Source organism: Kribbella polygonati, from assembly GCF_050320105.1.
Lineage (GTDB): Bacteria > Actinomycetota > Actinomycetes > Propionibacteriales > Kribbellaceae > Kribbella.
Window position 1 is genome coordinate 2,868,024 of the sequence record NZ_CP190129.1, and the last position, 22,497, is coordinate 2,890,520.

Annotated in this window: 22 protein-coding genes; 4 read left to right on the forward strand and 18 right to left on the reverse strand. The window is 70.6% G+C overall.

Translation table 11 applies throughout. The features are described 5' to 3' along the window. Positions 1-180: 180 nt before the first annotated feature. From ACQHIV_RS13735 to priA, 8 genes are all read right to left on the reverse strand, one after another. Positions 181-750 carry a hypothetical protein gene (locus ACQHIV_RS13735; RefSeq protein ID WP_427894283.1) on the reverse strand — a complete coding sequence of 190 codons (570 nt, stop codon included), beginning with the start codon at positions 748-750 and terminating at the stop codon, positions 181-183. A 54-nt stretch (positions 751-804) separates the two neighbouring features. Then, positions 805-1,341 carry a hypothetical protein gene (locus ACQHIV_RS13740; RefSeq protein ID WP_427894285.1) on the reverse strand — a complete coding sequence of 179 codons (537 nt, stop codon included), beginning with the start codon at positions 1,339-1,341 and terminating at the stop codon, positions 805-807. Between the two features lie 626 nt (positions 1,342-1,967). Then, positions 1,968-2,282: a hypothetical protein gene (locus ACQHIV_RS13745; RefSeq protein ID WP_427894287.1), complete on the reverse strand. Its 315-nt coding sequence runs from the start codon at positions 2,280-2,282 to the stop codon at positions 1,968-1,970. Between the two features lie 469 nt (positions 2,283-2,751). Continuing rightward, positions 2,752-3,684: a lysophospholipid acyltransferase family protein gene (locus ACQHIV_RS13750; RefSeq protein ID WP_427894289.1), complete on the reverse strand. Its 933-nt coding sequence runs from the start codon at positions 3,682-3,684 to the stop codon at positions 2,752-2,754. After that, complete coding sequence (locus tag ACQHIV_RS13755) at positions 3,684-5,246, reverse strand: lactate racemase domain-containing protein (protein ID WP_427894290.1); 1,563 nt, start codon at positions 5,244-5,246, stop codon at positions 3,684-3,686. Before ACQHIV_RS13755 ends, ACQHIV_RS13750 begins: the two co-directional genes overlap by 1 nt. 51 nt (positions 5,247-5,297) lie before the next feature. Then, entirely contained in the window at positions 5,298-6,497 is a 1,200-nt protein-coding gene (locus ACQHIV_RS13760; RefSeq protein WP_427894292.1) for a zinc-dependent alcohol dehydrogenase, read from the reverse strand. Beyond that, positions 6,494-8,782, reverse strand: a complete 2,289-nt coding sequence (locus ACQHIV_RS13765) for an HAD-IB family hydrolase (RefSeq protein WP_427894293.1) — start codon at positions 8,780-8,782, stop codon at positions 6,494-6,496. The genes ACQHIV_RS13760 and ACQHIV_RS13765 overlap by 4 nt, the downstream gene beginning before the upstream one ends. Next, positions 8,779-9,516 (reverse strand): bifunctional 1-(5-phosphoribosyl)-5-((5-phosphoribosylamino)methylideneamino)imidazole-4-carboxamide isomerase/phosphoribosylanthranilate isomerase PriA, encoded by a 738-nt coding sequence (priA, locus tag ACQHIV_RS13770; protein ID WP_427894295.1) that lies wholly within the window; start codon positions 9,514-9,516, stop codon positions 8,779-8,781. The genes ACQHIV_RS13765 and priA overlap by 4 nt, the downstream gene beginning before the upstream one ends. 121 nt (positions 9,517-9,637) lie before the next feature. Here priA and ACQHIV_RS13775 point away from each other — a divergent pair, with 121 nt between their 5' ends. Then, the gene (locus ACQHIV_RS13775; RefSeq protein ID WP_427894297.1) at positions 9,638-10,816 is read left to right on the forward strand and encodes a cytochrome P450; all 1,179 of its coding nucleotides are present in this window, start codon (positions 9,638-9,640) and stop codon (positions 10,814-10,816) included. On the opposite strand, the gene ACQHIV_RS13780 is transcribed toward ACQHIV_RS13775, so the two are convergent. Together ACQHIV_RS13780 and ACQHIV_RS13785 are read right to left on the reverse strand one after the other, a co-directional pair. Beyond that, positions 10,800-11,552 carry a class I SAM-dependent methyltransferase gene (locus ACQHIV_RS13780; RefSeq protein ID WP_427894299.1) on the reverse strand — a complete coding sequence of 251 codons (753 nt, stop codon included), beginning with the start codon at positions 11,550-11,552 and terminating at the stop codon, positions 10,800-10,802. The genes ACQHIV_RS13775 and ACQHIV_RS13780 overlap by 17 nt on opposite strands. A gap of 20 nt (positions 11,553-11,572) precedes the next feature. After that, positions 11,573-12,349 (reverse strand): sulfite exporter TauE/SafE family protein, encoded by a 777-nt coding sequence (locus ACQHIV_RS13785; protein ID WP_427894301.1) that lies wholly within the window; start codon positions 12,347-12,349, stop codon positions 11,573-11,575. Between the two features lie 90 nt (positions 12,350-12,439). Here ACQHIV_RS13785 and ACQHIV_RS13790 point away from each other — a divergent pair, with 90 nt between their 5' ends. Continuing rightward, complete coding sequence (locus ACQHIV_RS13790) at positions 12,440-12,832, forward strand: YciI family protein (protein ID WP_427894303.1); 393 nt, start codon at positions 12,440-12,442, stop codon at positions 12,830-12,832. Continuing rightward, positions 12,829-14,040 (forward strand): RNA polymerase sigma factor, encoded by a 1,212-nt coding sequence (locus tag ACQHIV_RS13795; RefSeq protein WP_427894305.1) that lies wholly within the window; start codon positions 12,829-12,831, stop codon positions 14,038-14,040. Before ACQHIV_RS13790 ends, ACQHIV_RS13795 begins: the two co-directional genes overlap by 4 nt. On the opposite strand, the gene ACQHIV_RS13800 is transcribed toward ACQHIV_RS13795, so the two are convergent. The 8 genes from ACQHIV_RS13800 to ACQHIV_RS13835 all read right to left on the reverse strand — a co-directional run bounded on the left by ACQHIV_RS13800 (position 14,004) and on the right by ACQHIV_RS13835 (position 22,045). After that, complete coding sequence (locus ACQHIV_RS13800) at positions 14,004-15,386, reverse strand: FAD-binding oxidoreductase (RefSeq protein WP_427894307.1); 1,383 nt, start codon at positions 15,384-15,386, stop codon at positions 14,004-14,006. The two genes, ACQHIV_RS13795 and ACQHIV_RS13800, sit on opposite strands and share 37 nt — an antisense overlap. Positions 15,387-16,406: 1,020 nt before the next feature. Further along, complete coding sequence (locus ACQHIV_RS13805; RefSeq protein ID WP_427894309.1) at positions 16,407-18,170, reverse strand: proline--tRNA ligase; 1,764 nt, start codon at positions 18,168-18,170, stop codon at positions 16,407-16,409. An 89-nt stretch (positions 18,171-18,259) separates the two neighbouring features. Further along, positions 18,260-18,616 (reverse strand): DoxX family protein, encoded by a 357-nt coding sequence (locus ACQHIV_RS13810; RefSeq protein WP_427894311.1) that lies wholly within the window; start codon positions 18,614-18,616, stop codon positions 18,260-18,262. Between the two features lie 10 nt (positions 18,617-18,626). Then, positions 18,627-19,451, reverse strand: a complete 825-nt coding sequence (locus ACQHIV_RS13815) for a GNAT family N-acetyltransferase (RefSeq protein ID WP_427894313.1) — start codon at positions 19,449-19,451, stop codon at positions 18,627-18,629. Positions 19,452-19,500: 49 nt separating this feature from the next. After that, complete coding sequence (locus tag ACQHIV_RS13820) at positions 19,501-20,760, reverse strand: MFS transporter (RefSeq protein WP_427894315.1); 1,260 nt, start codon at positions 20,758-20,760, stop codon at positions 19,501-19,503. Positions 20,761-20,778: 18 nt separating this feature from the next. Continuing rightward, a complete protein-coding gene (locus ACQHIV_RS13825) occupies positions 20,779-21,255 on the reverse strand; it encodes an N-acetyltransferase family protein (RefSeq protein WP_427894317.1) in 477 nt (158 codons plus the stop codon). Further along, positions 21,252-21,884 (reverse strand): VOC family protein, encoded by a 633-nt coding sequence (locus tag ACQHIV_RS13830; protein WP_427894319.1) that lies wholly within the window; start codon positions 21,882-21,884, stop codon positions 21,252-21,254. The genes ACQHIV_RS13825 and ACQHIV_RS13830 overlap by 4 nt, the downstream gene beginning before the upstream one ends. Continuing rightward, positions 21,881-22,045, reverse strand: coding sequence for a CopG family transcriptional regulator (locus ACQHIV_RS13835; RefSeq protein WP_380195802.1), 165 nt, complete (start codon positions 22,043-22,045; stop codon positions 21,881-21,883). Before ACQHIV_RS13835 ends, ACQHIV_RS13830 begins: the two co-directional genes overlap by 4 nt. Positions 22,046-22,097: 52 nt before the next feature. Between ACQHIV_RS13835 and ACQHIV_RS13840 the strand changes: the two genes are divergently transcribed. Continuing rightward, complete coding sequence (locus ACQHIV_RS13840; protein ID WP_427894321.1) at positions 22,098-22,460, forward strand: VOC family protein; 363 nt, start codon at positions 22,098-22,100, stop codon at positions 22,458-22,460. The last annotated feature ends 37 nt before the right edge of the window (positions 22,461-22,497 follow it).

The window sequence follows — 22,497 nt, forward strand, 5'->3', positions numbered from 1 at the left end:
GGCCAAGCGTAGGGCATGTCTCCTGATCCCCCGCCGTAGCGAGGAGGTGCTCGGTGCGGTGCATCGGCGTGCGAGGGCGAAGGTCTCGATGCGGAGCATCGTGGCCTTTGCACCCGTGCGGCGAGGTGCCGTGCCGGGTGCCCCGCAGTAGGCGCGGGATCAGGAGACATGCCCTGACGGTCAGAACGAGACGATCAGGCCGAGTACCACGGCGAACGCGACGAGGCCGACGACGACCTCGGCGAGGATCGTCAGCTTGCTGCCGCCGACGCGCGGCGCGCCCGGGACCGGCGGCAGGCCGAACTGGTCGGTGACGCGCCGCGGCAGCCGGACCCCGCGGGCGAGGGCGGCGCGGAGCGCGTCGGTCAGTACCGGCTCGACCGCCGAGGGAACCGGGATCGTGATCGCGAGGTCGGTGATGTCGTCGTGGACGCTGATCCACACCGTGCCGCCCCTGGACCGGTCCCAGCGGACACCGGTGACACACGTCAGGTCCACGGACTGGCGGCCGATCAGGGTGCGGGCTTCGAGGTAGTGGCCGTTGAGCTGCGCGTTCGTTCCGACGTTCCCGATCACCTGAGCGATCACGATCAGGCCGACGACGGCGATCGCGAGGGCGACCGAGGTCACCCAGGACCGGCCGATCGCGGTGGCGAGGAGCGCCAGCGCCGCGGCGATGACCAGGACGAGCCCGACGGACAGGCCGAGGCGGGTCAGCCGCGGGATGCGGCGCGGGCGGGTGTCCTCCACGGCCGCACGGTATCGCCGCGGGGGGCTAGCGGCCGGGTGGTGCTGAGGACGCGCTCAGGATGACGCGATCAGGCCGAAGACGACGCCGAAGACCAGGATGCCGACGAGGACACCCGCGAGTACGGCGAGGTTGCTGCCGCCGTTGCGCGGGGCGCCTGGGACGGGTGGGAGGTTGAAGAGGTTGGTGATGCGCCGCGGGACCTGGACGCCGCGGGTTATCGCGTCGCTGAGTGCTTGGGTGATGGCTGGGCGGACCTGGTACGGGACCGGGATCTGGATCGATACGTCGGTGATGTCGTCGTGCAGCCGGATCCAGATCGCGCCGCCTCTGCTGCGTTCCCAGCGGGTCGCGGTGAGGCGCGCGAGGTCGACCGACTGGCGGCCGATGAGGGTGGCGACGTCGAGGTACGGTCCGTTGAGGCGTGGGTGCCATCCCAGGTTGCCGATCAGCAGCGAGATCGCGAGTAGGCCGATGGTCGTCACGATCAGGGCGATCGTGGTGAGGTGGGATTGGGTGCTCGCGCTCACTAGAAACGCCACCGTCACGGCGACCACCAGGGTCAGTCCGGCGGCAATCCCGTAACGCACCATTCGCGAGATCCGCCGGGGCCGCCGCTCATCCACCTCGGCAACGGTATCTGCGGGTGGGTTTACTCGGGTGTCGGCAACCGTGAACAGGCGGTGGTGTCTGGGAACAGGCAATAGCTTGTTCCGCGACACCGACACGCGGGCCTACATCCGGCGAGCGCGCCGCAAAGCGGCGCCGGGCTAGCGCACGAAGTGCCCAGCTAGCACTCGGACGTGCCACCAGCTTCAGGGGCGGGCCGGACAGCACGTGCCACAACGGGGGAAGACCTCCGCGCCCCACACCCCCAGCGGAGGACTGGCGCGACGCCAACCTCACCCGTCTGCTGCCACCCTCGCACCACGCCACCACCTTCAGGGGTGGGTGGGCGGGACAGCACCCCCACCACCGGCGAACACGTCCGCGCCCCACCTCCAGGGAGGGCGGGCGGGACACCAACCTCACCTGCCTGCCCCCACACCACGCCACCTTCAAGGGTGATCCTCGTCGACAGCAGCCCCCTCGACACCCCCGCCGTACTCGAGGAGCCCCCACCTGGACATCGCGAACGGCGCCGTCGTCGGCGGGTGACTTGAACACCCGGTGGGGTCGGGCGACAGGCAATAGCTTGTTCAGCGACCCCGCTGCTTGTTCAGCGGGTGATGCGGTCGACGCGGTGGCCGGTGTGGTCGAAGACGTGGATGCGGGTGGTGTCGACGGCCAGGTGGATGCGGGTGCCGCGTTGGAGTTCGGTGTCGACGGGGAGTTCGACGACGAGGTCGGCGCGGCGGTGGGTCGGGCCGTGCGGCTCGGGTTCGGGGAGGGGCGGCGCGGCGAGGCCGATCCGGGTGCGGAGGCGGGTGAGGAGCGTCGGTCCCGGGGCCGCGGCCGGGATCGCGTGCGCGGGAGTCGGCCGGCCGATCCGGTCAGGGTCGGCGACCTCGATGCCGCAGGACCGCACCCTCACAACGGGCGAACACATCCGCGCCCCAGACCCTCAGCGGGCGGCGGGCGGCGGGCGGCGGGCGGCGGGCGGCGGGCGGCGGGCGGGACACCAACCCACACGTGCCGGTCACCACCTCCGGGCGACACGACCTTCAAGGGCGGGCGGGTCACCAACCCCACGCCCGGCGAACAGCTCCGCGCCCAACACTCTCGCGGTGGGCGGGCGGGCGGGACACCAACCCACACCTGCCGGTCACCACCCCGCACCACACCACCTTCAAGGGCGGGTGGGCGGGACAGCACCCCACCACCGGCCAACACATCCCGCCCAACACGTTCGGGGAGGGTGGGCGGGACACCAACCTCACCTACCGGCCGCCACTCCCACACCACACCGCCTTCAAGGGCGGGTGGGCGGGACAGCACCCCCACCACCGGCCAACACATCCGCGCCCCACCACCCCTGGAGGGTGAGTGGGGCGCGGTTGGGCCTACTTCCAGGCTCGGCGGCGGTTGTCGGTGGATTTCATGGGGCGGGTGGATTCCCAGACTCGGCGCCAGCGGGCGGCGTCGGGGCCGGTTTGGGTGGGGGATGCGCCGAGGGCGGCGCGGCGGCGGGAGGCGTACCAGGTGGTGGATTCCTCGTCGAGGAGGGCTGATACGGCGGCGGCGATGCGGGGGGCGAAGTCGCGGGCGCTTTCGCCGGCGGCGGGCCGGAGCGGGTCGCCGTACCGGACGTGGACGGCGGGGCGGCCGGGGACGGGCCAGCCGCGGCCGCGGGGCATGGCGGCGAAGGAGCCTTTGATGCCGACGGGGATGATCGGTACGTCGTGTTCGACGGCGAGGTACGCCGCGCCCATCCGGAACCGCTGGACCCAGCCGTCGGGTGAGCGCGTCCCTTCGGGGAAGACGACGACGTTCCACCCGTCGGCGAGCAGGTCGCCGGGCGTGGAGCTCATCTTGCCGCCGCGTCGTTCGATCGGGAACGTGTTGAACACGATCGCCGACCCGGCGGCCCGCCACCAGGTGTCGAAGAAGTAGTCGGCGGCGGCGGCGAACGCCGTACGGCGACGCATCGCGTCCGGCAGCGACAGCAGCAGCAACGGGGTGTCGAGGTGCGACGAGTGGTTCGCGACGATGATCGCGGGGCCGTCGAGTTTGAGCAGCGAGTCGAGGCCGCTGACCTGCGGGCTGACCTCGAAGTTCAGCACCGCGTTGAGCGGGCCTTTCTGGATCAGGTCGCGGACCGCGATCGCGGCGGGCGTCCGGGCCCAGCGTGTCGGGAAGACCGAGGTCTCCTTGGGGATCACGTACGGCTCGGCGGTCCGCGGTACCTGCGGTCGCCGGCCCCAGCGCCATCCGCGCGCGACCTGACGTACGTCGCGCACGGTCTCGCGGCTGAACTTGACCAGGCTGGTACCCATCAGCGCACGTCCGCGAGCAGGTGCGGGGGGTTGTGCAGGTAGGTGATCGACGGCGACCGGCCGACCGAGTGGCTGACCATCTCGAGCGCGTCCTGCAGCGTCGACGCGGACCGGAAGCCCATCCGCTCGACCGTCTTGCGGTTCGCGCCGACCCAGACGATGTCGCCGCAGTGGTCGAGGGCGTGCGAGATCCAGTACCACATGTAGAACGGGTGTACGCCGTGATACGCGTACGACGTCCGGTACAGGTGGATGTACCACGGGTCCTCGGCGTACTGCTTCTCGAACTTCGCCTCGATCGTCGCCGGGTCGGTGCTCTCCGACAGCACCTCTTCGAAGAAGTCGACGTACGACGGGTGGTGCAGCTGGCTGAACTCGTAGTCGACCGGGTGGTACAGGATCACCGCGCCGTCCTTGCGGACAACGGGGTTCCCCCGGTACGAGTTGAAGTAGTAGCCGAGCCCCATGCAGGCGGCGAGGATCGGGTTCATCACCGAGTTCACGTTGTACGGGCCGATGAACGGCACGCCCATGATCGCGACGTCGGACTGCCCTTGGACCTCGACCATGTGCTGGCGGTGCACGTTCTCGAGCGTCTTGTCGTGCACCGGCTCGATCTTGCCGGCGTGCACGCCGGTGAGCCCGTAGTTGGATCGGGTGTCGGTGAAGATCTTGTGCCGCAGCTTGTTCGGTGCGGCGGCGAGCCCGCGCTTGGCGGCCAGGAACGACGCCTGGTCCTTGATCGACCATTCCCACTCGCGCTTCTGCAGGAACTCCAGCGGCCCGCCGAAGATGTCGTTGTTCAGCGTGGTCTCGATCTGGAACACCTTGACGTGCTGCGTGAGGATCTCGCCCATCCGCCAGGCGGAGTGGTGCATCTTGGACGCCTTGTGGTCCATGAACGACCGCGAGTGGATCATCGTGTGGCTGTTGTGGTGGTGCTTGAGCGACTTGTACGACGCCAGCCCGATGGACGTGGACTTGTGGCCACCGTCCATCGCCACCAGGTTCACGTTCACGTAGACGAGCAGGTCGGACTCGGCCGCCCGCTTGGAGATCTCGACGTCCTCGCCGTGCTTGGTCTGCCCGAGGTGGGTCAGGTTCGCGGAGTCCTCGGCGTCGAAGTTGTAGAGCTTGCCGTCGGGGTAGAACGACCGGAAGACGCGTTCGCCGACGATGTCGCGCAGCTCGTTCGGGGTGAGCCGGCGGTGCAGCGCGTTCGCGGAGATCAGCTCGACGTCGTCGACGCCGGCCTGCGCGGCGAGCTCGAGCACGGCCTCGATGATGCGCTGCCGGATGTCCGGCTTCTTCATCGGCGGCAGCGGGATCGAGATGTCGTCGAACGCGATCGTCAGTCGCATCCCGGCCCGCAGCAGCTCCGGCAGCGGCTCGGACTCGAGCGGGTTCAGCAGCGCGTTCTGGATCGCCTCGTCGACGTCCCGGACCGGCGGCAGCGCCTCCGGCGGGTACACCACCCGAGTGCCTTGCGGGAACCGCTCCAGCAGGAAGCCCTCACCGTTGTGCACGAGCAGCGGCGGTGTGCGGTCGTCAACCTCAAGCACAAAACCTGGCCGAGACATGTCAGAAACCCTCTCGTCGTACGTTCAGCGCCCTCATGAGGCCCTCACATCGAAAGCAACCTTGACCGTGCCGAGGCGGCCGGCCGAATGCGCGTGGTCCAGAGCCTCGCGCCAGCGGTACAGCGGGTAGCGGGCGCCGACGACGCCGTCCAGCGGGGCGCGCCCGGCGAGCTCCAGCGCGGTCTCGAACGCGGGCCGCCCGTTCGGCTCCTCGCGGGCGGACGCGTAGGTGCCGGCCAGGTCGAGCTCGCGGAACCAGACCGGGGACAGGTCGACGCCGGTCGACGGCATGCCGGACAGTACGACGCGGCCGCCGGCCTTGGTGACCCGCAGCACGGTGTCGATCGAGTCCTTGCTGCCGACGGCGTCGACGGCGACGTCGACGCCGCCGAGCAGGAACTCCTTGGCGCCGAGGTCGGGCTTGAGCCGGAACGCGCCGGTCGAGCGGCGGACCCCGCGGAACACCTCGTCGGGCGCGACGACGTCGCTGGCTCCGAAGGCCTGGGCGAGCTCGCGCTGCTTGGCATGCTTGGCGACGACGGTGATCCGGCCGGCCTGGGTCAGTTCGCGCAGTGCGAGCGTCGCGAACAGCCCGACCGCACCTGCACCACTCACCAACACCGACTGGCCCGGCTCCACCTTCGCCCGCAGCGCCGCGTGTACGGCGCCGGCGAGCGGCTCGACCAGCACTGCGCGCTCGTTGGTGAGTGCCTCAGGTACGGCGTACAGCTGGCTGCGGTGCGCGACGAGCATGTTCCCCCAGCCGCCGCCGGTGTCCTGGCAGAACCCGGTCTGCAGGCCTGGCTTCAGGTGGCCGACGGTGATCCGGTCGCACCGGTTGGTGTTGCCGGACGCGCAGCCCTCGCAGGGTTCGACGCCGCGGGTCGCGCAGGTCAGGACGCTGTCCATCACGACGCGGGTGCCCTTGGGCAGGTCCTCGCAGTCGTCGAGCAGTTCGCCGACGATCTCGTGGCCCGGGACGAACGGCATCGACACGACGGCGGAGAAGTACATCTTGGTGCTGCCGGTGACCATGCCGAGGTCGGAGCCGCAGATGCCGGACAGGATCGGGCGGATCCGCGCCCAGCCGTCCCGTTCGGCCTTCGGCTCGTTGATCGTGACCAGCCGCAGCGGCGCGGCCGGGCCCGTCAGGATGCCGGGGATCCGGCCGCCGACGGCCTTGGCCGCCAGGAACTTGGCCGGAGACCGGTACATCTCGAGAGCGAGCATCATCGGGCGTTCACCCCGGGCAACTCCAGACGGGACGTGGTGGACGGGGTCTTCCAGTCGACGATCTGCCAGCGCGCGGCCCGGGCGGCGCGGAACAGCGACACGTCCGGCGAGACCGCGACCGGGTTGCCGACCGTCGACAGCATCGGCAGGTCCGAGTGGCTGTCGGCGTAGGCGAAGGACTTGGACAGGTCGATCCCGGTCTGCCGCGCGTGGTGCTTGATCCACGCGGCCCGGGACTCGCCGACCAGCGGCGGTCCGGACAGGAACCCGGTGCAACGGCCGCGGTCGTCGACGGCCAGCTCGGCCGCGACGATCTCGTCGAACAGCGGCTCCAGCGGCCGGGTCAGCGGCCGGACGGCGCCGGTGATCAGGATCGTCTTGTGCCCGGCGGCGCGGTGTTCACGGATCCGCCGTACGGCGGCACCGCTGAGGCGCTCGAGGACGTGCTCGGCGAGGATCTCGTCGACGATCTGGTTCAGTTCCTCGAGGTCCGCGCCGGCGTACCGGCGGTAGATCGTGCGCAGGAACGTGCCGCGGTCCTTGCGTTCGGCGGCGATCAGCTTCGGCAGCTTCCGCAGCATGGCGCCGATCTCGTTGGCGCGCTGCGGCCCGTCGAGCTCGGGCAGCCGCATCCACAGGTAGGTCTCGATCACGTTCGAGGACAGCAGCGTGCCGTCCATGTCGAACGCCGCGATCACCTTCGACTCCGACGGCTCGACCTTCTTCAGGACGCCGGCGGACTCGGCGAGCGCCTTGTTCCGCTTCTTCCGGACGACGTCGAGGCGGCGCATCGACTCGGTGACGCTCGGGCAGTGCAGTTCCTGCAGGTAGTACTGCCAGTCGACGACCGAGGTGTCGCAGGCGAACTTCTCCTTGTCGTCGCCCTCGAGCGCGTTGTGCAGGGCAAGGACGTTGTCGTCGATGAACTGCAGCTCGGCCTGCGCGTACTCGGAGTACAGGTCCATGTAGCGGCGCAGGAAGTCCAGCCGGCGCTTCTGTACGTCGAGTTCGCGCGCGTACTTGCGGGTCCGCTCGCCGCGCGGGACCCGGGTGATCACCGCGTCGGCGATCTTGTGTGCCTTCTCGCCGTACCGCAGCATCGTCTCGACCGAGTCGCCGCCGGGGAACTTCCACACCGGCAGCCGGACCGCGCCGCGCTCGCCGAGGTCGAACGGGTGCTTGGAGAAGTACGCGCGGACACCGGCGTACAGCTGCTCGAAGGTGAGTGGGTTCCGGGCGCCGGAGCCGATGTGGTAGTACTCCGGCTTGTTCAGCTCGGGCTCGGTCGCCATCACCGCGCAGATCGCGCCGACCACGTGGTCGACCGGGATGATCTCGATCACCGAGTCCGGCGACGCCGGGAACTCCGGCAGCTCGCCGCGGCCGTACGCGAGGATCAGCGGCTCGGCCATCTTGAAGCCCTCGATCCAGCCCGGGTGCGGGCTCTGCACCGCGGACTCGATGATGGCCGGCCGGACGATCGAGGTCGGCAGCGTGCCGGAGAACTCCTCGACCACGCGCTCGCCGAGCGCCTTGGTGAACGTGTAGCAGTCGGTCCAGCCGAGGCTGCGGGCACGCTCGGTGCCGGTCTCGACGAGCCGCTTCGCGACCCACTCGATCCGGCGGCGTTCGGTGTCGGCCGCGGCGGTCAGGTGACCCGCGCGGCGGTGCAGCTTCTCGGACTCCTTGCGGAACTTCGCCAGCATCGGCGCGGACCGGGACTGCTCCTCGATCCGGGCCTTCATCGCCATCCCGGCCTCGGCCTCGGTGCGCCAGTCGACCAGGTGCTCGACCGGGGCCTCCGGGATCGCACCGCGCCGGCGGCCGGCGGTGTACGCGGTCGAGATGTGGACGTAATGAACCGGTCGCTCGGTTTCCACGATTCGCTCGAGCAGGCTCTTGGTGCCGAGCACGTTGGTCGTGAACGCCTCGTGGATCGGCGGGTCGAAGCTCACGTCGCCCGCGCAGTGCACGACGATGTCGAGATCCTTCGGCAGCTCCGGTACGTCGGACAGGTCGCCGTCGATGACGTGGATCCGGGCCGCGGACAGCGCCTCGGCGTCGGCGTACTCGGTGCCCTCGCCGTAGAACGGCTTGAAGATGTCCTTGCGGAGCAGCTGGGCCATCCGGTCGGTGCCGGTCAGCGAGCCCTTCGGGCGGATGATCGCGGCCACCGTGGTGCCCGGCAGCTCGCCGATGATCCGGTGCAGCAGCGCCTCACCGACGAAGCCGGTGACGCCGGTGACCAGGACCTTCTTGTCCCGGAGCTTGTCGGCCAGACTCACTTGTCGCCTCCACGCGTGAGCTCGAGTGCCTCGGTCAGGGTGAACGCGCCGGCGTACAGCGCCTTGCCGACGATGACGCCTTCGACGCCGTCCGGGACCAGCGTGCTCAGAGCCTTGAGATCGTCAAGGCTCGAGACACCGCCGGAGGCGATGATCGGCTTGTCGGTGCGCGCGCACAGGTCGCGGTACAGGTCCAGGTTCGGGCCCTGGAGCATGCCGTCCTTGGTGACGTCGGTGACGACGTACCGCTCGCAGCCGGCCGCTTCCAGCCGGGCGAGCACCTCGTACAGGTCGCCGCCTTCCTTGGTCCAGCCGCGGGCGGCCAGCGTCCGGCCGCGGACGTCCAGGCCGATCGCGACCCGGTCGCCGTACTGCTGGATGATCCGGTCGCACCACTCCGGGTCCTCGAGCGCCGCCGTACCGATGTTCACCCGGCGGGCACCGGTGGCCAGTGCGGCTTCGAGAGACTCGTCGTCGCGAATGCCGCCGGACAGCTCGACCTGTACGTCGAGCTTGCCGGTCACCTCGGCGAGCAGCTCACGGTTGGAGCCCCGGCCGAACGCCGCATCCAGGTCGACGAGGTGGATCCACTCCGCGCCGGCCTGCTGCCAGGCCAGCGCCGCCGCCAGCGGGTCGCCGTACGACGTCTCGCTGCCGGCCTCGCCCTGCACCAGCCGAACCGCCTGCCCGTCCGCCACATCGACGGCAGGCAGCAGCACCAAATGCTCAGACATGGCCCACACCCTAGAGGGCCTTGCTGAGAGATCCGTAACCCGGAGGCCTCCTGAGTCGTTTGAAATCGATCTGTCTCAGCAATACCAGTGGTGTCAATGGTATTACGCCTAGGCTGGTCCGGTGGTCACCTTGGAGCAGCTCGAAATCGACCCTCATCCCGCTCTCGCCGCGATCCGCCCGGTCGGCTGGATCGACGCGTTGAACAGCTGGTTGGTCACCGGCCGCTCGCTGGCCGTCCAGGTCCTTCGCGACCCGGAAACCTTCACCGTCGACGACCCCCGGTTCTCCACCGCGCAGGTGGTCGGCCCGTCGATGCTCTCCCTGGACGGCAACCCGCACAAAGCCCATCGGGGTCCGTTCGAGTCTCCCTTCGGGCTCGCCGAAACCCGCCGCCGCTTCGCGGCGCCGGTGGAGCAAACGGTGGCGGAGCTGATGACGGCGGTCCGCACCACCTCAGACCGCGACGCCGAGGTGGGCGACGGGACTGCGGGCAGGGAACGGGGCGTGCGACGTGGGGTCGCTGACCTGCGGACGGCGCTGGCGGGGCCGTTATCCGTCGCCGTGGTCGCCTACTCGTTGGGGCTCCCACCGGCCTCGGCGCCGACGGTCCTGGGGTGGTACTCGGCGATCTCGGACTCCGTGTCGGGGGTGTCCGCGGGACGGCCGCTGACCGAAGCGGGCGGTGCGGCGTTCGCGGAGCTGCACAAACACGTTGCCTCGGGCATCGACTCGGGCGACTCGCTGCTGGCGGCCGCGGCGCACGCCGGGCTCGGGGTCGACGAGGTGGTCGCGAACGCGGCCGTGCTGATGTTCGGCGGGATCGAGACCACCGAGGGGATGATCACCAACGCGCTCTGGCACCAGCTGACGAACCCTTCCCAGCTCGAGCTGGTCCTCGGCGACCCGACCCTCCTCGCGAACACCGTCGAGGAATCGCTCCGCCTCGAACCGGCCGCCGCGGTGGTCGACCGCTACGCGACCCGCGACGTCGAGCTGGCCGGGCGCGAGATCCGCCGTGGCGACATGGTCACCGTCTCGCTCGCCGGCGCCGGCCGCGACCCGGATGTGTTCGAGAACCCCGACGACTTCGACGTACGGCGTACAAATGCCCGCCGCCATCTCGCCTTCGCGAGCGGCCCGCACATCTGCCTCGGCATGCACCTGACCCGCCTGGAGACGCTGACCGCCCTCGAAGCCGTGCTCCGGCTCCCCGGCCTCCGCCTCGCGCCGGACTCGCCGCCGCCGCACGGCCTCGTCTTCCGCAAGCCGTCCGCGCTGAACGTCAGCTGGGACGCGTGAGCACGAGCATCGTCGCCTGGTGCACCGGCAGCACCCGATCCGGGTCCTGCTCCACGTCCGCCGCGAGCCGAGCGAACCCGGCCTCCATCTCGTCCTCCGGCAGCTTCTCGAACGTCGACAACGCCCGCAGACTCAACCGCTCGTACGTCGCCCGCACCGTCCGCGGGTCCTCCCCCGTGATCCGTACGACGTCCACGCCCGGCACCAGCCCCGCCTCGACGGCCAGCGCCCGCGCCTCGTCCACCGAGCAGTACATCGCCGCGTCGACCGCCCGCGCCGACGGGAAGTACCGGTACCAGAACAGGTCCGGCATCAGGTCCGAGAACTGCGTCCGTAGCAGCGCCACTCCCCCGGGCCGCAACACCCGGCGGACCTCCCGCAAGCCCTGCAGCGGGTCCGTCCAGTGGTGGAACGTGAGGAACATCAGCACCACGTCGACCGATGCCTCGGGCAACGGAATCGCCTCGGCACTGCCCTTCAGGTAGCTCACCCCGGACGCCGGCTCCGACGCCTCGCGCATCCGGTCCGCGGGCTCCACGCCGTACACCCGCCCGCCGAACTCGGCCGCCAGCCCCGGCGTGAACCGACCCGTACCGCTGCCCAGATCGAGCACGTCCAACGGCCGCCGGCCCGGCGCGTACGCCGCGAACGCCGCCGTCCAGCGGGCAACCTCCCCGGCCGAGATCCGCCGCCCCGCGACGTACACGCTGCTCATCCGCCCGTCGTAGTCGACCATGCCCGCCAACCTACCGCCGGTCAGGCGAAGAACACGTCGTACGCGAGTCGGAGGATCAGCGCGGAGACGACCACCAGGAAGATCACCCGGACGAAGCGGCTGCCGCGGGCGACCGCGGTGCGAGCGCCGAGCAGGCCGCCGAGCATGTTGGCGGCACCCATGATCAGGCCGAGGCCCCAGAGCGGAGCGCCGTGCAGGGCGAAGACCAGGATCGCGCCCAGGTTCGTGGCCACGTTGGCGATCTTCGCCTTCGCGCTGGCCTGCAGGAAGTTGTAGCCGAGCAGGCCGACCAGCGCGAAGATCAGGAACGACCCGGTGCCCGGCCCGACCGCGCCGTCGTAGAAGCCGATCAGTACGCCGACGCCGGCCGCGGCCAGGTAGTGGTCGCGGCCGTCGAAGCGCAGCGCCGTCCGGGCGCCGAGGGACGGCTTCATCGCGGTGTAGATCGCGACCACGACGAGCAGCACCAGCACGATCGGCTTGAACCAGGACATTGGGATCTTCGTCGCGACCAGCGCACCGGCCGCCGCGCCGACACCGGCCAGGATCGCCAACGGCAGCACCGTTCTACGGTCCGGACGCACCTTGACACCGAAGGTGACCGCACTGGTCGTCGTACCACACAGCGACGAGATCTTGTTGGTGGACAGGATCTGCGCGGGCGAGGCGTTCGGCAGGCCCAGCAGCATCGCCGGCAGTTGAAGCAGACCGCCACCACCCACGACCGCGTCGATCCACCCCGCGGCGAAGGCGGCGACCACCAGGAACAGCAACGTCAGCAAGGAAACCTCGGGCACAGGCGACCATGATCCGGTAAGGGCGTAGTACCGCTCAACCATTACACCGGCCGATGAGAGCTATGACACCCGATCCGGGAGAATGGCGGGGTGAAGTTCCTACTGCTGATCCACAACAACGCCGAGGCGCTCCAGGCTTACACCGAGCAGGAGCTGGTGGAGATGTCCGGCGGCCGCGAACACATCGCCGAGCTGGCCCGCACCCTGCTGGCGACCGGTGAACTCGTGTCGGTCCTCGGGCTCGAGGAACCCGGCCGGCCGGTCGAGAACGTCCAGCTCGTCGGCGGTACGCCGGTCGTGTCGGACCGGCCGCTGCTGGAGACCAAGGAGTACCTGGCCGGCGCGATGGTGCTGAACTGCGCCTCCCAGCAGCGGGCGCTGGAGATCGCGGCGCTGATCCCGCTCGCACGGTTCCGGCGGGTCGAGTTCCGGGAGATCCGGCTCGACCAGGACGACTTCCTCGCGGAGCTCAACGAGTCGTGACAGAGGTCGAGGCCGCGATCCGGGCTGCCGCGCCGCGGGCGCTGGCCGCGCTGGTCCGGCGGTACGACGCGTTCGACCAGTGCGAGGACGCCGTCCAGGAGGCGCTGCTGGAGGCGTTCGTGCGCTGGCGCGAGAACGGCGTACCCGAGCAGCCGATCGGGTGGCTGATCAGCGTCGCGACCCGGCGGATGATGGACGGCTGGCGGCGGGACAACGCGCGCCGGCAGCGGGAGCTGAACGACTTCCTGCGCGCGGCGGAACCCGACCCGGACGACTATCACGAGGACACCGACGACACCGTGCGGTTGCTCGTGCTCTGCTGTCATCCGGCGCTCAGCCCAGCCTCGCAGATCGCGCTCACGCTGCGCTCGGTCGGCGGTCTCACCACTGCGGAGGTCGCGGCCGCGTTGCTGGTCAGCGAGACGACCGTGGCGCAGCGGATCAGCCGGGCCAAGCGGCAGATCGCCGGCGCGCGCTTCGAACTGCCGACGGCCGAGGAGTACGACGTACGGCTCCGCGCCGTGCTGCAGGTGCTGTACCTGATCTTCAACGAAGGTCACACCGCCAGCGCGGGCGCGTCGTTGCAGCGGGTGGACCTCGCCGACGAGGCGCTCCGGATCACCCGGCTGCTGCACCGGTCGGCCGGCGGATCGGGTGAGGTCACCGGGCTGCTCGCGCTGATGATCCTCACCCACGCCCGCCGCGACGCCCGGACCGGCCCGGGCGGCAGCCTGATCCCGGCCGACCGGCAGGACCGCTCCCGCTGGTACGCCGACGAGATCGCCGAAGGCACGCACCTCGTCGAGGACGCGCTGCGCGCCGGCGCGGTCGGGCCGTACCAGTTGGAGGCGGCGATCGCCGCGGTGCACAGCGAGGCCGACTCGGTCGAGAGCACCGACTGGATCCAGATCGCCGGCCTGTACAAGCTCCTCGAACGCGTCGACCCGAGCCCGATGGTGACGCTCGGCGCGGCCGTCGCGGTCGCGATGACCGCGGGCCCGGACGCCGGGATCGCGATCGTCGAGCGGCTGGCCGACGACCGGTACCTCGGCGACCACCACCGCCGGCTGTCCGTCCTCGCGCACCTGCACGAGCTCGCGGGCAGGCCGGACCAGGCGCGCACCAACTACCTCGCGGCACTGGAGCGCACCCGGAACACGGCCGAACAGAACTACCTGCGCGAACGCATCGCCCACCTCATCAAGTGACGGCGGCCACCGGTCCACTCCGGCCGCGGCGGAACCGTCAGCGGGCTGCGGAACACGTGGCCCGGATCGATGGACTGCTTGAGCGCGGCCAGCCGCTTGCGGTGCGGCTCCGGGAAGCAGAGGTCGAGGTCGGCCTCGGTCGGGTCTGACAGGAAGTTCAGGTACGCGCCGTCGGGCTTCAGCGACCGCCACAACGCGTCGAAGTCCTTCGGCTGCTGCGTGCCCTGCTGCTCGGGCGATCCCATCAGCACCGAGTTGACCAGGAACCTCGCGTCCCGGTGCGCGAACGCCGTACCGTCCGCGGGCATCGCGCCGTACGCGCCGCCGAGCGCACGGATCTCGATCGCGAGGCCGGGGATCCTTGCGCGGGCCTCGAGCAGCTTCTGCCCCACGTCGTCCGACCAGGTGTTGTAGAAGCCGTTGCGGATCCGCGGGCGCCACTCCGGCGGCATCGCCATGTCGGCGAACACGTCGGCGTACGGCACCTCGGCGACCTTCTCGGTGATCAGCGAACCGAGGTGCCGCAACGGTTCGAGGACTGCTTGATCGGTCGCACACACCTGGATCGCGACCGGGACCTGCCGGTCGGCCATCATCGTCGGCGCCAGCTGCAGGCTCGCGGACAGCTCATCGGGTGCGTCAACCATGTACTCCGTCCACGCCCGGAGCACCTGCTCCGCCTGCGTCCACGGGTAGAGGAAGCTCCCGAAGTGCACGGTCGGCTGCCGTACGGCGGTGATGTCGTACGACGTGACCACGCCGAGACCGCCCGCGGCACCGCGGAGGCCCCAGAACAGTTCGGGCTCGGTGGCGGCGTCGACCCGGCGTACGGCGCCGTCGGCGGTCACCACCTCGGCCGCGACCACGTTGTCGATCGCCAGCCCGTGCCTGCGGACCATCCACCCGATGCCGCCGCCCGCCATCAACCCACCGACGCCGACGCCCGCGGTGTCACCCGACGAGATCGCCAGCCCCAGCTTGCCGAGCCGCTGCGCCACCTGTCCCCAGGTAGCGCCCGTGCCGACCCGTACGACCTCGTCCGGGAGCACCCGCACCTCGTCCATCGGCCGTACGTCGATCACCACGCCACCGTCGTTCGTCCCGAACCCGGCCGCGTGATGCCCTCCGCTACGCACCGCCACCGGCAGGTCCTGCCCCTCGGCGTACCGCAACGCCGCGACCACATCCGCCGCGTTGGCACACCGCACCACCACCCGCGGCCGCCCCGCCGCCATCATCACCCGCCCCGCGTCCGCATACCCCGCCTCCCCGTCGACGAGCACCTCTCCCAGCACAACCGCCCGCAGCTCACCGAGCCCCGCCTGGGCCAGCACAGTTTCCTTCATCACCAACTCCAATCCCAGACGCCCCCTCAGGCGCCTCCCCCCTGGATCGAAGCCAACCCCCGCCCCTCGACACACCTCGCAAGAAAATCCCATTCGAGCGAACAACCCCTCGAATTGGCGGTCCACCCCCTCCAACAAACAAACCCACCCCAACGGACATCCCCTCCGCCACCACCCCACCAACCAACGCACCTCCCACGCGGAACCCGCCCCACGTCAGAACACAACCCCCGCCCCAGCACGGCTCCCACACAAGACGCGACCCGCGCGAGGCGCGGAGCCGCACGCGCAGCCGACCCACACGGGCCTGTGGCACATGAACTCGCACGAGGTGTGGGCATGAACGCGCACGACGGTGCTGGACGTGGACTCGCACGGGGTGGGCAGCGTGAGCCCGCACGGGGTGTGCGGCGTGAACCCACACAAGGTGCGGGGCGTGAACCCACACTGGGGCGCGAGGAACGAACACGCGCGGTCGTGGGTCGCCAATCCGCACAGGGTCGTAGGCATGAACCCACACAGGATCGCGGGACACGGATCCGCACGGGACGTGGGGTGTGGGGCGCGCAGCACGGGACGTGGGGTGTGGGGCGCGCAGCGCGGGGTGTGGGGTGCGGGACGCGGCGTGCGGAACCCGGGGTGCGGGACCCGGGGTGCGGAACCCGGGGTGCGGGACCCGGGGTGCGGAACCCGGGGTGCGGGACCCGGGGTGCGGAACCCGGGGTGCGGGACCCGGGGTGCGGAACCCGGGGTGCGGGACCCGGGGTGCGGGACCCGGGGTGCGGGACCCGGGGTGCGGGACCCGGGGTGCGGGACCCGGGGTGCGGGACCCGAGGTGCGGAACCCGAGGTGCGGAACCCGAGGTGCGGAACCCGAGGTGCGGAACCCGAGGTGCGGAACCCGAGGTGCGGGACCCGAGGTGCGGGACCCGAGGTGCGGGACCCGAGGTGCGGGACCCGAGGTGCGGGACCCGGGGCGGCCCCGCTCCCTTGGGGGGAACGGGGCCGTGGGGTGATGGGGTTAGTTGCGGACTGTGGTGAGGAGGTGGTCTACGACTGCCGTGACGGGGACGTCGGTGCGGTTGCCGGTGCGGCGGTCCTTGATCTCGATGGTGCCTTCGGCGAGGCCCTTGCCGACCACGGCGATCGTGGGGACGCCGAGCAGTTCGGCGTCCTTGAACTTGACGCCTGGCGACACCTTCTCGCGGTCGTCGAACAGCACGGTGAGGCCGTGGGACTCCAGCTCGGCGGCGATCTCGGCCGCCTTGTCGAAGACCTCCTTGTCCTTGCCCGTGGCAACCAGGTGGACGTCGGCGGGCGCCAGTTCGCGGGGCCAGACCAGGCCGAGCTCGTCGTGGTTGCCCTCGGCGACCGCCGCCACCGCGCGGGTCACGCCCACGCCGTACGACCCCATCGTCACCGTGACGAGCTTGCCGTTCTGGTCGAGGACCTTCAGGTCGAGCGCGTCGGCGTACTTCCGCCCGAGCTGGAAGATGTGGCCCATCTCGATCCCGCGCGCGGTCTCCAGCGCACCCGAACCGTCGGGCGCCGGGTCGCCGTCGCGGACCTCGGCGGCCTGGATCGTGCCGTCCGCGGTGAAGTCCCGCCCGTGCACCAGGTTGATCACGTGGAAGCCGGACCGGTCCGCCCCGGTCACCCACGCGGAACCCTCACCGACCCGCGGGTCGAGCAGGTACCGGATGCCGGAGGTGTTGTCGGCGCCGAGCACACCGGGACCGATGTACCCCTTCGCGAGCGACGGGTACTTCTCGAAGTCCGCCTCCTCGAACGCCACCACCTCGGCCGGCTCCACCTGCGCGCCGAGCCGCTTCTCGTCGATCGCGCGGTCGCCGGGAACGCCGATCGCCAGCGGCTCGCGGGTGCCGTCGGGGTTGAGCAGCATCACGAGCACGTTCTTGAGCGTGTCCGCGGCGGCCCACTCGCGTCCGTCGGTGCGGGGGTGCTTCGCGTTCAGCGCGTCCACCAGCGTGTCGATGGTGGGCGTGTCCGGCGTGTCGACGACCTCGGCGGCCGGTACGGCGGACGCGTCGACCGGCGCCGTCTGCGGCACCACCACGGCCTCGACGTTCGCGGCGTACCCGCCCGGCGAGCGGACGAAGGTGTCCTCACCGTTCTCCGCGATCGCCAGGAACTCCTCGGACCGGGACCCGCCCATCGCGCCGGACATCGCCTGCACGATCACGTAGTCGAACCCGAGCCGGTCGAAGATCCTGATGTACGCCTTACGGTGCAGCTCGTACGACGCGGCGAGCCCGTCGTCGTCGACGTCGAACGAGTACGAGTCCTTCATCACGAACTCGCGCCCGCGCAGCACGCCGGCCCGCGGCCGCGCCTCGTCGCGGTACTTGTTCTGGATCTGGTAGATCGACAGCGGCAGGTCCTTGTACGACGAGTAGAGGTCCTTCACGACCAGCGTGAACATCTCCTCGTGCGTCGGGCCGAGCAGCATGTCCGCGCCCTTGCGGTCCTTCAGCCGGAACAGGTTCGGCCCGTACTCGGTCCAGCGGCCGGTCGCCTCGTAGGGCTCGCGGGGCAGCAGCGCCGGGAACACCAGCTCCTGCGCGCCGATCGCGTCCATCTCCTCGCGGACGATCCGCTCGACGTTGCGCAGCACCCGCAGGCCGAGCGGCAGCCAGGTGTAGATGCCGGGCGCCGTCCGGCGGATGTAGCCGGCGCGGACGAGCAGCTTGTGGCTCGGGACCTCCGCGTCCGCCGGGTCCTCGCGAAGGGTGCGGAGGAACAACGACGACATACGCAAAATCACGGGAGTCTCCAGGCGTGCAAAATCGGGAACCAAGGACAACAGAGAGAATATCGGTCCTGCGGTACTGCTCGGACCAGGTTATCCACAGGTCACTCGCGGGCGGCCTTCAGCGCCCACCGGATCAGCGGCAGCTGCAGCGGCAGCCGGGCGAAAGCGATCGTTCGAACCTTCGGCGAGGCGTGCCGCAGATCGGCGGCCATCTGGACGTTGGCCGGGAACACCGCGACCAGCAGCGCGGCACTCGCGAACCCGGCGAGCCGCCGCGTCCGCGGGTGCAGCAACCCGGCCGCGCACGCAAGCTCCGCCACTCCGGACGCATGCACGAGCTCTTTCTTCCGCGGCAGCACCTTAGGCACGATCGCCTCGAACGGCTCGGGTTTGACGAAATGCAGCGTCCCGACCACCCCGAACAGCACGGCCAGTCCCGTCGTACTCCGCGATGCCATGCGTGGGAGCTTAGAACAGGATGGTGGCGAAGGTTTCGATGGTGCGGAAGCCGACCCGTTCGTACGCCGCCCGCGCCGGCAGGTTGAAGGCGTTGACGTAGAGCGTCACCACCGGGGCGATCTGCCGGGCCAGCTCCACCACGGCGGCCATCCCGGGCGCGGCGAGCCCGCGGCCGCGGTACTCCGGGTCCACCCAGACGCCCTGGATCTGGCAGACGCCGGTGCCGACCGAGCCGACCTCGGCCTTGAACACCACCCGCCCGTCCTCGATCCGCGCGAACGCCCGCCCGGCGCGGATCAGCTCCGCGACCCGGGACCGGTAGAACGTCCCGTCCGGCCCGGTCTGCGGCGGTACGCCGACCTCCTCGGTGTACATCGCCACGCACGCCGGGTACAGGATCGGCAGCTCGACCGGCTCCACCGCGCGGACCAGCGGATCCGGCGCGATCGCCGGCGACCCCTCGATCACCATGAACGGCTGGTCGTCGCGCACCTCGCGGGCCGGGCCCCAGTGCGGCTCCAGGACCGTCCACAGCTGGTCGACCGCGCGGGCCGGCCCGAGGATCTGGAAGCAGTTCCGCCCACGCCGCAGCGCGTACGCCGCGAACGCCCGCAGCGCGGCGTCGTCCGCGCCGACCGGGACCATGTTCCCGCCGGCGTGACACAGCGCCTCGAGGGCACCCTTCTCGACGTACCCCCACACCTCGGCACCGCGCCGCGGATCGAGTCCGGACGCCTGCACGAGGCTGTCCACGAACACGTTCACCACCGGATCGCGGGCGATGACCGCGCGCGCCGCCGCGAGGTCGCGAGGACCGAGAACCCGTACGCCCACGCGCAGAACCTAGCGGATGATCAGCAAGTTCGTATGCAACGGGGCCGGGTCAAGCCACCCCGCGCTCGTGACCGGCGGCGATCCGGCGCAGCGGCGAGGTCCACGCGACGACCACGCCGGCGCACCCGGACAGGCCCATCAGCACCATCCCGGTGCGCGGCCCGAACGCGTTCCCGAGCAGGCCGCCGAGGACCGACCCGAGCGTCCAGCCGACACCCCAGGACAGCATCCGCCCGGCCGTGTTGACCCGGCCGAGCAGGTTCTCCGGGGTCACCTGCTGGCGGTACGAGACCGCGTTCACGAGCACGAGCACGTACGCCGATCCCCAGACGAGCAGGGCCAGCGCGGCCACGACCCAGTGCGGCGACAGCGGCGCGAGTACGCCGAGAAGCGCCGAGCCGGGGAGTGCGTAGAGCGTGATCGCCGCGGGCGATGTCCGTTTGAGCAGGCGCGGCAGGCTGAGCGCGGCGATCAGCCCGCCGATCCCCCACACGCCCCAGACCAGCCCGAACCGGAGTCCCGACGTACCGATGTGCAGAACGCGGTCGCACCACACCACGATCAGCGCCATGAAGCCGCCGCCCGCGAAGGACTGGATGCTGCCGACGATCGTCATCGTCCGGACGCCGGCGTGCCGGACCAGGTACCGGAGCCCGTCGCGGATGTCGTTCAGCACCACCCGCGGCCGCAGCGGCGGGCGGTCGTCGCGCGGCTCGGACATCGCCCGGACGATCCCGCGGACGGCGAACGCGGACGCCGCGAAGCTGATCGCGTCGAGCGTCAGCAGGCTGGCCGGGTCGAGGACGGCGAGCAGCAGGCCGGTGAGCGGCGGGACGAACAGCTCGATCAGGCTGGACGCCGTCCAGACCGCCGAGTTCGCCTGCGCGACCCGCGCGCGGCCGACCAGCACCGGCAGTGCGCCGAAGTTCGCGCCGTCGAAGAACGTGTAGACGGCCTGCACGGTGAACGCGACCACCAGCACGTGGACGACGGTCAGTACGCCGAGCAGGTGCGCGACCGGGACCGATCCGACGAGGACGGCGTTCACGCAGTCCGCCGTCACCATCACGCGGCGCCGGTTCCACCGGTCGGCGAGCGCGCCCGCGAACAGGCCGGCCAGCAGGTACGGCGCCGACTCGAGCGCGCTTACCACCGCGGTCAGGACCGTCGACCCGCTGAGGCGGTAGACCAGCACGGGCAGGGCGATCGCCGTCACCATCGAGCCGGTGACCGAGAGCGCGCGGGCCAGCCAGTACCGCCGGAAGTCCGGATCGTCGCGCAGCCGCTGAGGCGCCCCCGTCGCAGTCATGAGGGGCATCTTGCAACCTCAGGTGCGGTGGAGGTCAAGGCTCATCCACATCAGGTCGTCGCCGAGATCGCGGTCCGGTACCTGGCTCGGCTGCTCGAAGCCCTGGGAACGGTAGAAGCCGATCGCCTTCTCGTTCGTCACGAGGACGTCGAGCAGGAGTTCGGGCGTACCGTCCGGGAGAGCCGCGACCGCCGCGTCGAGGAGCGCCTTGCCGATCCCCTTCCCCTGGTGGCCGGGTACGACGTACAGCTTCCACATCACCCAGAACTCGTCCTGGCGGCCGAGCCCGGTCATGCCGACGAGGTCGTCGCCCTCCGCGGCGACCAGCGTGATGCCGTTCGCGATGCTCCGCTCGACGGCCTCGCGGGACCACCACCGGGCGAGTCCGTCGGCGATGAACTCGTCCGGGACGAGGCCGGCGTACGCGACCGGCCAGGTCTGCAGGCCGATCGCGCGGACCGCGTCGACGTCCTCGAGCTCCGCCCGGCGGATCATCCGTGCACCACGACGAGCTGCCCGTCCGGGTCGGTCAGCTCCAGACCGTCCTCGGTGCGGGTGCCCTCGACGCGACGCTGTACCTCGTCCAGGTCCTCCGTCGTCGACAGGTCGAGGCGTACGGCGAACTCGGCGCCCGGGCCGAACCGGACCGCCGCGTCCACGCCCGCAGCGCTCAGAAAGCTGCGCCAAGCGGGCTCATCCGCTCCGGACAGGTACGGCGTGACGGACAGCCGGTCGTCCGGGCGGGCGTCGTGGAGCTTGTAGCCGTACAGGTCCTCGGCGCGCTCGTCGATCCAGATCACCGCGCCGTCCGGACCGGTCACCGACAGCACCCGGCCGTACGCCTCGTCGAACACCGTCACGTCACCGAACCCGGCCTGCTCGAGCCGCTCGACCAGTTCGTCGAGCTTGTCCGCCTCGAACGTCAACGAGGTCTGCCCCGGCTGCCCACCGGTCGAACTCGACGCCGCGTCGTGGAGCGCGACCATGCCGCGCCCCGCCAGCATGTCCACCCACCCACCACGCTCCGACTCGATCCGCGGCCGCAACCCCAGCCCTTCGAGGAACGAGCGCATCGCCCCCACGTCGTCCGTGAACCGCAACGGCCTGATCGCCACGCCACTCATCCCCGGGCCTCCCCATGGTTGTCCAGATACTCCGCCAACGCCTGCTCCACCAACGCCGACAAACTCGCCCCGTCGTCAATCGCCTTGTGCTTCACCCGCCGCACCAGCCCGGGCGGCAGATACACGTTGAACTGCACCTTCTTGCCCGCCTCATCCGCCATGGCTATGTTGTTAGCATCCTAGACAGCTAACAGTCAACGAGGGAGACGCCGCATGAGCATCCGATTCGACCACCTGGGTCTGCTGACCGACAGCCGCGCGAAGAACCAGGACCTCGCCGACTTCTTCGCCGGCATCCTCGGCCTGGAGGTCTCGGGCAACGCGGGCGAGGGCTACGCGGAGGTCGCCGCCGGGGCGATGACGATCGCGTTGCACACCGGGGCGATGACCAGCTTCGGCCCGCTCGGCGGCACGCTCCTGCAGTTCAGCTGCGACGACGTACGCGCGGAGGTCGAGGCGATCCGCGCGCGGGGCGGGAAGATCGCGCTGGAGCCGATGGAGACGGACTGGGGTACTACGTCGGCGTATGTCGCGGGGCCGCACGGCGTACTGGTGGAGATCTACAAGTTCAACTAGGCCCGCGGTTGTCCTAGGGCTCCGCGAGAGTTGACGT